Consider the following 8,139-nt stretch of genomic DNA (forward strand, 5'->3'; position numbering starts at 1 on the left):
TAACAGCCGGATTACTTAAAAATCTAACCCAATAGCCATGACAGCGATTATCTTTGGATCAAAATATCCATCGAAACCCCTTGAAACACTATTAGACATCTTTAGAATCATAGATGAGAGTGGTGTGAAAGTTTGGATTCATCTGGAGTTTCTTAAATTCTTGGAAAGCAAAAAAGTGGTTTTGAAAGATGTCAATTCCTTTACGGATATGACCTCTTTGCCAGTGGCTATTCTAAAAGATAAGGATACTATTGCCATTAGCATTGGGGGAGATGGCACTTATCTGCGTACAGCATGGCAAGTGATGGAGTATAAACTCCCTGTATTGGGTGTCAATCTTGGCAGACTCGGTTTCTTGGCTGCAATATCCGGAGATGTATTCAGGCAGGCATGGGAACATATTCTTAGGAAAGAGTATCGTGTCATAGAACGTTCCATGATAGATATCTATACAGAAAAAGAGGGGCATACTACCGAACAGGGTACAGTCTTGAACGAAGTAGTTGTCTCGAAGAAAGATTCAGGTTCTATGATTTCCATTGAGGCTCAGATTGACGATCAGAGAGTAGCCACCTATCTGGCGGATGGACTCATCATCTCTACTCCTACCGGTTCTACCGCTTACTCTCTTAGCGTTAATGGTCCTATCATAGCTCCTAATACCTCGACATTTTGCCTTACTCCTGTAGCTCCTCACATGCTGAATATGAGACCGCTTGTTGTTGCAGATGATTCCGAGATTCGTTTGAAGGTTTCTGCTCGAAATCTCTCTTTCCTCCTTGTCGCCGACGGAAAGACTACCTCTTTAAGTTGCAACACGGTGCTCTGTCTGAAAAAATCAAAGGAGAGCATCCGATCCATTCAGATCTCCGGATACAACTTTTATCAGACTCTTAGAGATAAGTTGATGTGGGGTATAGATCCGAGAGAGGTCTAAGACTTGGCATATATATTGATAGGTAATACCATAACAATAGCGAAGAATAGATATGACAAATAATATGGATGATCTGATGGAAGAGATGGAACCATCTTTTTCCACGATGCACATGGTTTTTCCTGATGAAGAGATGGATAAACTCACTACTCTTCCGGAGAATATACCTCTTGTGCTTCCCGTTTTGCCTCTTCAAAATACCGTATTGTATCCTAATGTTACGGTTCCCGTAATGAACGATACAACTTCCAATCCGGAGTTCCTAAAGTATTTGGAAGAGTCTAAAGACAAGCACGTAATTGTCGTTACTCAAAAAAACAGAGCTGCAAAAGATCCCAAGCTGGATGATCTTATGCCTATTGCTGTAATAGCAGAGGTGATGAGAGTTTTGGATATTTCGGAAGAGGGAGCCACTTTGCTTGTGATGGGCAAGAAGAAGGTTGAGATCAATACCATTATTGACAGCAACCCTATTCTTACGGCAAGCTATACCCTTATAGATGAGATTGTACCTCCAGCTTCGGATATGGAGTATAAGGCTCTTATCCCACTTGTACAAGAGACTACGATGAAGGTATTGCTCTTGGGTGGAGAGATGCCCAAGCCAATGATCAAATCTTTCTCCGAACTCAAAGATCCTACAAATATTCTTGGATTTGCTTGTACACATCTGCCGATAGATATAGAGGAGAAGTACGCTCTTTTGAGTCATAATGACCTAAAGACAAGGGCTTTTACTCTTTTGACCACAGTCAATACAATGCTTCAACTGCTGGAGATGAAGGCGACTATCGCCATGAAAACTCGTTCCGAACTGGATAAGCAGCAGAAAGAGTACTACCTTCAACAGCAGATGAGGGTCATACGAGAAGAGTTGAACGATGGCGGAGATGACGATGATATTGCAGAACTCAAGAAAAAGGCTTCTAAAATAAAGTGGCCCAAGGGAGTTTATGCCACAGTAAAAAAGGAGATAAAAAAACTGGAGCGGCTCAATATCCAAAGCCCCGATTACAGCATACAGCTGCAATATCTTCAGACTGTTCTTGATATTCCTTGGGATAAAGTTACTCAAGACAACTTCGACACTACCAACGCAGCCAAGGTTTTGGACAAAGATCATTTCGGTTTGGAGAAAGTCAAAGAGCGTATCTTGGAGCATTTGGCTGTACTCAAGTTGAAAGGAGATTTGCGTTCTCCGATCATCTGTCTCTACGGACCTCCGGGAGTCGGGAAGACTTCCTTGGGGCAGTCCATAGCGAAAGCCCTTAACCGGAAATATGTTCGTGTCTCTCTCGGAGGACTTCACGATGAAGCCGAAATTCGTGGACACAGGCGTACATACATAGGAGCAATGCCGGGTCGTATTATCAAAGGGCTCATCAAGGCAGAAGCAGCTAATCCTGTATTTGTTCTGGATGAGATAGACAAGTTGGCAAGCGACTATAAGGGAGACCCTTCTTCGGCTCTTTTGGAAGTGCTCGATCCGGAGCAGAACAACACTTTCCACGACAACTATCTGGATATCGACTACGATCTAAGTAAGGTTCTTTTTGTTGCTACGGCGAATAACATCGGAGCCATTCCCGGTCCGTTAAGAGATCGGATGGAGATGATAGAGGTCGGCGGATATATCTTGGAAGAAAAGTTGGAGATTGCCAAGAGACACCTCATACCGAGAGCATTGGAAGCCCACGGACTGAAAGCCAAGCAGGTCAAGATTCCTAAGAATACTCTTTCGGCTCTTATTCAAAGCTATACGAAGGAGAGTGGCGTTCGGGAGTTGGAGAAACGCTTGGCGGCTCTGATGCGCAAAGTAGCCAAAGAGGTCGCCGCGCAGATAGATCGCGCAGAAGCAGGAGAAGAAGCCGATTCATCTTTTGTCTACACCATAACACCTGATAAACTTCAAGATATGCTGGGAGCCGCCAAATACTCCACAGATCTGTACGAAGGCAATTCTTATGCAGGTGTTGTAACCGGTTTGGCATGGACATCCGTTGGGGGAGAGATCCTGATGGTAGAGAGTGCCATGAGTCCTTCACGCAACGGCAAGATGACCATAACCGGAAACTTGGGTGATGTCATGAAAGAATCTGCCCTGCTTGCTTTGGAATACATAAAGAGCCACAGTGATCTTTATGACATCCCCAAAGAGCTGTTCGAGTATTGGAATGTCCACATACACGTACCGGAAGGAGCTATCCCGAAAGACGGGCCGAGTGCCGGTATTACCTTGGTAACCTCTCTTATATCGACCTTTACACAAAGAAAAGTGAAGTCGTCCATAGCAATGACCGGCGAAATCACGCTCAGAGGGAAAGTGCTTCCGGTGGGAGGAATCAAGGAGAAGATATTGGCGGCAAAGCGTTCCGGCATCAAGACCATCATACTATGCTCAGAGAACAAAAAAGACATAGACGAGATCAAAGAGATCTATCTGAAAGGTCTTTCATTTGTTTACGTAGATGACATAACGGATGTGATTACCCATGCACTCTCTAAAGAGAAAGTTTCATCTCCCATCAACTACATGGAGCATATCAAAAACTCCGAAATCAGATTCTCGGCACCAATATCTGCAAAGTAAGAGATTCGGAAAAAGTTCGGACAAAGAACGCATCAATCATTTCATCCGTCTGTAAGTTTCGGCTTGCAGACGGATTTTTTGTTTAGTTTTCGCAGGCAGGATCCGTTGTTGGCTACGCAGATACCTAACGCTCATCCCTTTTGCCTTTGCGGAGGAAATTTTTCCTATACGGCTTTTTGCTAAAACCTTTAGAGCTTTCGTCTGAAACCTTTAGAGCTTTTGTCTGAAACCTTTAGAGCTTTTTGCCAAAACCTTTAGAGCTTTTTGCCAAAACCTTTAGAGCTTTTAACTAAAAATCTATCCTCAAGGTTCAAGAAAAGGCGAAATGGCGCAAATGAATTGTGAGTCAGTCAGTTTTGGATTTTAAGCCATTTGGCGGAGAACTTCGAAAAGACGGATTTATGCCACCTCCGGACAGAGCAGCGTNGCGCAAATGAATTGTGAGTCAGTCAGTTTTGGATTTTAAGCCATTTGGCGGAGAACTTCGAAAAGACGGATTTATGCCACCTCCGGACAGAGCAGCGTTACCAAAACATTACCACCTCCTTTGCAAGTGAGGGTTGGGAAAAGCGGTAACGAACAGCGCAATATCCGACCTGAACTTCGGGGATTACCTCCTGCAAAGGTACTTCGATGAAAGGAAACAGGCAAATAAATTGCGGACTGCTTCTTTACCATTGAACGACAATGTTTTGCGTAGCAACAAATAACCTGACAATAAATAGTTTTGTAAACCATAAAAGTCAGAGTTATGCGTAGTACGTTTAAGGTTCTGTTCTACCTCAAAAAGAACGCTCCCAAGAAGAATGGTTCCGTTCCCGTGATGTGTCGTATCACCATTGACGGCACCATTGCCCAGTTCAGTTGCAAATGCGACATCCATCCCGATTTGTGGGACATCAAGAGCAATCGCGCTTCTGGAAAAAGTACCGTTGCGTTGGAAACCAACCGTTTCTTGGACAAGATACGTGTCGGTATCAATGCCAAATACAAGGAGATAGCCGAGCGGGATAACTATGTCACTGCCGAGAAAGTAAAGAACGCTTTCTTGGGTTTGGAAATGCGGCATGAAACCTTGCTGAAAGTCTTCGCGCAGCACAATGAGGACTTCGCCAAACTGCTCAATGCCGGTTTGCGAAGCAAATCTACCTACGAAAAATACTGTACGGTCTACAAGCATTTGGAGGAGTTCATCAAGATGCGTTACCATGTCAGCGATATTGCTTTGAAAGAACTCACTCCGCCTTTCATTACGGACTTTGACATCTTCCTGCGCACCGAAAAGCAATGCTGTAACAATACGGTATGGATTTACATGATGCCCCTGCGCCGTATGATTACCATTGCCCAGAACCACGGATGGATAGTCCGTGACCCTTTTGTCGATTACAGCATATCTGCCGAGAGTACCGATAGAGATTATCTGACGAAAGAAGAGATTCGCAGGCTGTTGGATTTGAGATTCCGCCGCAAGTCGATGGAGCTGGTTCGGGATTTATACATCTTTTGTTGCTTTACAGGTTTGTCCTTTACCGATATGAAGAACCTGACCAAGGATAATCTTCAAACCTCCTTTGACGGGAAACTCTGGATTATGACCAAGCGACAAAAGACAGGGGTGGAGTCCAACATCATGCTCTTAGATATTCCTAAGCAGATTATCGAGAAATACGATGGTATGGCGAATGATAATTTGCTTCTGCCCGTTCCGACGTATATAACCGCTTGCAAGAACATCAAGAAAATCATCGGACTCTGCGGTATCGAAAAAGAGATTACGTGGCATACCAGTCGCCATACCATGGCAACGGAAATCTGCCTGACCAACGGCGTTCCTATCGAAACCCTTTCCAAGATGCTCGGACACACGAATATCCGCACCACGCAGATTTACGCCAAAATCACTCACGAAAAGGAGAGTCGGGACATGGCGGCACTCTCCGATAAACTGAGTAAGGTAGAGCAGTTCAATGAGATCACGATATAATACAAGAAGGACAAACGATGAAAAGAGAAATCATAACCATTGGAGAGGGCGGAAAGGTACATATTCCGACAAGCCCTGTTTGGATGTCGGCTTGTGAAATAGCCGATTTGTTCGGCGTATTCTCCGGTAAGGTAAGCAACCACATCAAGTCTATCTTCAAAGAGGGCTTACTCAGGGAAGATGAGGTGATGCGAAGGTTAATGTTTAAGGACGGTGCTGTAGATTTATACAATCTTGAAATGATAACGATACTATCGTTTCGATTTGCCTCTCCAGAAGCCAAGAGCTTCCGTAAATGGATAATCGGAAGAGTGACCGAAAAGAAGAGAACAAGTTCTCCGCTACTTGTGTGTTATGGCAAAGGTGGATGGTACAACTGAATATGAGAACAGGCAGTAAGAAAAATGCTTCTTGCTGCCTGTTTTTCTGTCAAGGCTTCTCAAACCGAGGGCGATAATTCTCTTGCAACAGCTTTTCCACATCCTCTTCTCGGTAGAGTACCTTTCCGCCTAACTTGATAAAGGAAATCCTTCCCATGTTGCGATAGTCTTGCAACGTGCGTCGATTGATATGCAATAGACGGGACAACTCATCATCCGTCAGGTAGCGATGCCCATCAAGCAAGGGTCTATTCTTTTTCCGCAGAGCATCTATGCCTTTTATCATGCGGTCGCCGGCGTTGAAAAAGTATGCAATCTCTTTGTCGTTCTTTGTCTTTACGTTATTGTTCATATTTACGTTGGATTTAGTGGTGATGTTATTTATTGGTTATAAAGCAGAGGATCGTTCGAGCAGTTTTCCGACATCCTCTGGTTTATAGAACATCTTATACCCTATTTGCGTATAGGGCAACATTCGGGTGCTACGATAGGTTTGCAGGGTACGCAAACTGATGTTCAGGATTTGGCAGACATCCTGATTGTCCAGCCACCTGCCCATACGCTTCTCGTCACACTCCCGACACAGGGCATCGACTTTGGCTGTCAGAATGCGGAAATGCTCCATCATGGCTTCATACGTTTTCCTCTCTATTGCTATTACTTCCATAATTCTTGTCCGTTTTAATTTTCACTTCCACACAAATGTAGTTACGAAAAGAGACTCCTACCCCTGATTATCCATTATAGCGTACTTCTGGCTTCGATATGGATGCCTTTGTCGAAGAATATTTGAAACTGAGGCGAAAAATCTTTATTCAGTACATATTTACCATACNATACAATTCATCCTATTGTCCCTCCCGAACTTTGTGCCATAATCAAGTAAAATAGTTATGGATGTCATTACACTAGAAAGCAGAGCCTTTCAGGAACTGATAGGTAAGATAGAAAAGATTCTTCGGTATGTGGAGCAGGAGAAAAAGGCAAAGACGGAGTATGAAAACCGCCTTATCTCCAACGATGAGTTAGCCGAGATACTCGGTATCAGTAAACGTACCCTCCAGCGTATGCGCAGTGCAGACCGAATTGGCTACAAGATAATCTATGGGCGTTGCTACTACGACCTACATGACATCGAGGAGGCGATACGCAACAGAAGTCTCTACTGTAATCCGAAGAACATGGAAGAACTACGGCATAACTTCAAACTTAAAAGTAGGAAGATAAAGGATGGAACTATTGGATAGAGAGACCTTTCTTGACTGGATGGAACNAAGAACATGGAAGAACTACGGCATAACTTCAAACTTAAAAGTAGGAAGATAAAGGATGGAACTATTGGATAGAGAGACCTTTCTTGACTGGATGGAACGCATCATGAAGCGTTTCGATGAGTTGAAACAGACGACTCCCGACATTCCCCAACGTCCGATGATAGATGGAGAACCGTTGTTGGATAACCAAGAGGTATGTATGATGCTTCAAATCAGCAAGCGTACTCTGCAACGTTACCGTGCTTCCGGGACACTTCCTTTCCACATTATCTACNTTGTTGGATAACCAAGAGGTATGTATGATGCTTCAAATCAGCAAGCGTACTCTGCAACGTTACCGTGCTTCCGGGACACTTCCTTTCCACATTATCTACCATAAAACTTGGTACTTGGAATCGGAAATTCTCTCTTTCATGAAAGCCCACTTTACCGAAAACCTAAAACGAAAAAGAACAAAGAAAAAACCTATGTGACTTTAGAGTGAGTANTTGGAATCGGAAATTCTCTCTTTCATGAAAGCCCACTTTACCGAAAACCTAAAACGAAAAAGAACAAAGAAAAAACCTATGTGACTTTAGAGTGAGTAAATTGATTGTGCACAGTCGTTAAGCCCCCGTTTTGTCGTGATGACAAGGCGGGGGCTACTGTTTGAGGTATTAATTAGAGAGAAATCATTTTATAGTTTAGGTCTGACAATAAACACTTTTCTTGCCAGAGACGGCGGTAGTCCGTCCATTGCGGACTGTGTAGCAGAGATACTCTGCCCGTTGCTTTCTAATGGTCTGTCGGATTGAGCCACAGAAGTATCGACAGAGGGAGCAATGACGGACGGCTCAATCGAACATGAGCGTTCCATTTCCTTCGTCTCTCCTGCTTCATCTTGCATCATCTCCGTTCCCTCCTGTTGGCTTTCTCCCTCTTCAATCGGCTTTAGGGAAAGCTGTATTTTTCGGTCAAGTGCGGCAAGTTCC

General features: G+C 43.9%; 9 protein-coding genes and 1 pseudogene. 6 read left to right on the forward strand and 4 right to left on the reverse strand.

The window, feature by feature from the left end; genetic code table 11:
• Window positions 1-37 precede the first annotated feature (37 nt).
• Together JT26_RS06505 and lon are read left to right on the forward strand one after the other, a co-directional pair.
• Complete coding sequence (locus JT26_RS06505; protein ID WP_036847868.1) at window positions 38-937, forward strand: NAD kinase; 900 nt, start codon at window positions 38-40, stop codon at window positions 935-937.
• Between the two features lie 52 nt (window positions 938-989).
• Window positions 990-3,527, forward strand: a complete 2,538-nt coding sequence (gene lon, locus JT26_RS06510; RefSeq protein WP_052110409.1) for an endopeptidase La — start codon at window positions 990-992, stop codon at window positions 3,525-3,527.
• A gap of 498 nt (window positions 3,528-4,025) precedes the next feature.
• Here lon and JT26_RS10900 read toward each other — a convergent pair whose 3' ends face one another.
• Window positions 4,026-4,205 (reverse strand): hypothetical protein, encoded by a 180-nt coding sequence (locus JT26_RS10900; RefSeq protein ID WP_162531363.1) that lies wholly within the window; start codon window positions 4,203-4,205, stop codon window positions 4,026-4,028.
• A 73-nt stretch (window positions 4,206-4,278) separates the two neighbouring features.
• Between JT26_RS10900 and JT26_RS06515 the strand changes: the two genes are divergently transcribed.
• Both JT26_RS06515 and JT26_RS06520 read left to right on the forward strand, forming a co-directional pair.
• Complete coding sequence (locus JT26_RS06515; protein ID WP_036847871.1) at window positions 4,279-5,514, forward strand: site-specific integrase; 1,236 nt, start codon at window positions 4,279-4,281, stop codon at window positions 5,512-5,514.
• Window positions 5,515-5,531: 17 nt separating this feature from the next.
• Window positions 5,532-5,894, forward strand: a complete 363-nt coding sequence (locus tag JT26_RS06520) for a hypothetical protein (RefSeq protein WP_036847875.1) — start codon at window positions 5,532-5,534, stop codon at window positions 5,892-5,894.
• A gap of 49 nt (window positions 5,895-5,943) precedes the next feature.
• Here JT26_RS06520 and JT26_RS06525 read toward each other — a convergent pair whose 3' ends face one another.
• Window positions 5,944-6,246 carry a helix-turn-helix domain-containing protein gene (locus tag JT26_RS06525; RefSeq protein ID WP_036847878.1) on the reverse strand — a complete coding sequence of 101 codons (303 nt, stop codon included), beginning with the start codon at window positions 6,244-6,246 and terminating at the stop codon, window positions 5,944-5,946.
• A gap of 36 nt (window positions 6,247-6,282) precedes the next feature.
• Window positions 6,283-6,561: a helix-turn-helix domain-containing protein gene (locus JT26_RS06530; protein WP_036847881.1), complete on the reverse strand. Its 279-nt coding sequence runs from the start codon at window positions 6,559-6,561 to the stop codon at window positions 6,283-6,285.
• A gap of 226 nt (window positions 6,562-6,787) precedes the next feature.
• Here JT26_RS06530 and JT26_RS06535 point away from each other — a divergent pair, with 226 nt between their 5' ends.
• Window positions 6,788-7,141 (forward strand): helix-turn-helix domain-containing protein, encoded by a 354-nt coding sequence (locus tag JT26_RS06535; RefSeq protein WP_004584306.1) that lies wholly within the window; start codon window positions 6,788-6,790, stop codon window positions 7,139-7,141.
• Between the two features lie 82 nt (window positions 7,142-7,223).
• Window positions 7,224-7,641 (forward strand): annotated as a pseudogene (locus JT26_RS11130) (helix-turn-helix domain-containing protein).
• A gap of 203 nt (window positions 7,642-7,844) precedes the next feature.
• On the opposite strand, the gene JT26_RS06550 reads toward JT26_RS11130, so the two are convergent.
• Window positions 7,845-8,139, reverse strand: a 295-nt coding sequence (locus tag JT26_RS06550; RefSeq protein WP_036847887.1) for a hypothetical protein, incomplete at its 5' end; no start/stop codon positions are given.

Origin of the sequence: Porphyromonas sp. COT-108 OH1349 (assembly GCF_000768755.1) — a bacterium.
Lineage (GTDB): Bacteria > Bacteroidota > Bacteroidia > Bacteroidales > Porphyromonadaceae > Porphyromonas_A > Porphyromonas_A canoris.

What these genes read in the sequence shown, in the direction of transcription:
- JT26_RS06505 (WP_036847868.1), top strand. Translation starts at nt 38, where the DNA reads ATGACAGCGATTATCTTTGGATCAAAATATCCATCGAAACCCCTTGAA.
- lon (WP_052110409.1), top strand. Translation starts at nt 990, where the DNA reads ATGACAAATAATATGGATGATCTGATGGAAGAGATGGAACCATCTTTT.
- JT26_RS10900 (WP_162531363.1), bottom strand. Translation starts at nt 4,205, where the DNA reads ATGGTAAAGAAGCAGTCCGCAATTTATTTGCCTGTTTCCTTTCATCGA.
- JT26_RS06515 (WP_036847871.1), top strand. Translation starts at nt 4,279, where the DNA reads ATGCGTAGTACGTTTAAGGTTCTGTTCTACCTCAAAAAGAACGCTCCC.
- JT26_RS06520 (WP_036847875.1), top strand. Translation starts at nt 5,532, where the DNA reads ATGAAAAGAGAAATCATAACCATTGGAGAGGGCGGAAAGGTACATATT.
- JT26_RS06525 (WP_036847878.1), bottom strand. Translation starts at nt 6,246, where the DNA reads ATGAACAATAACGTAAAGACAAAGAACGACAAAGAGATTGCATACTTT.
- JT26_RS06530 (WP_036847881.1), bottom strand. Translation starts at nt 6,561, where the DNA reads ATGGAAGTAATAGCAATAGAGAGGAAAACGTATGAAGCCATGATGGAG.
- JT26_RS06535 (WP_004584306.1), top strand. Translation starts at nt 6,788, where the DNA reads ATGGATGTCATTACACTAGAAAGCAGAGCCTTTCAGGAACTGATAGGT.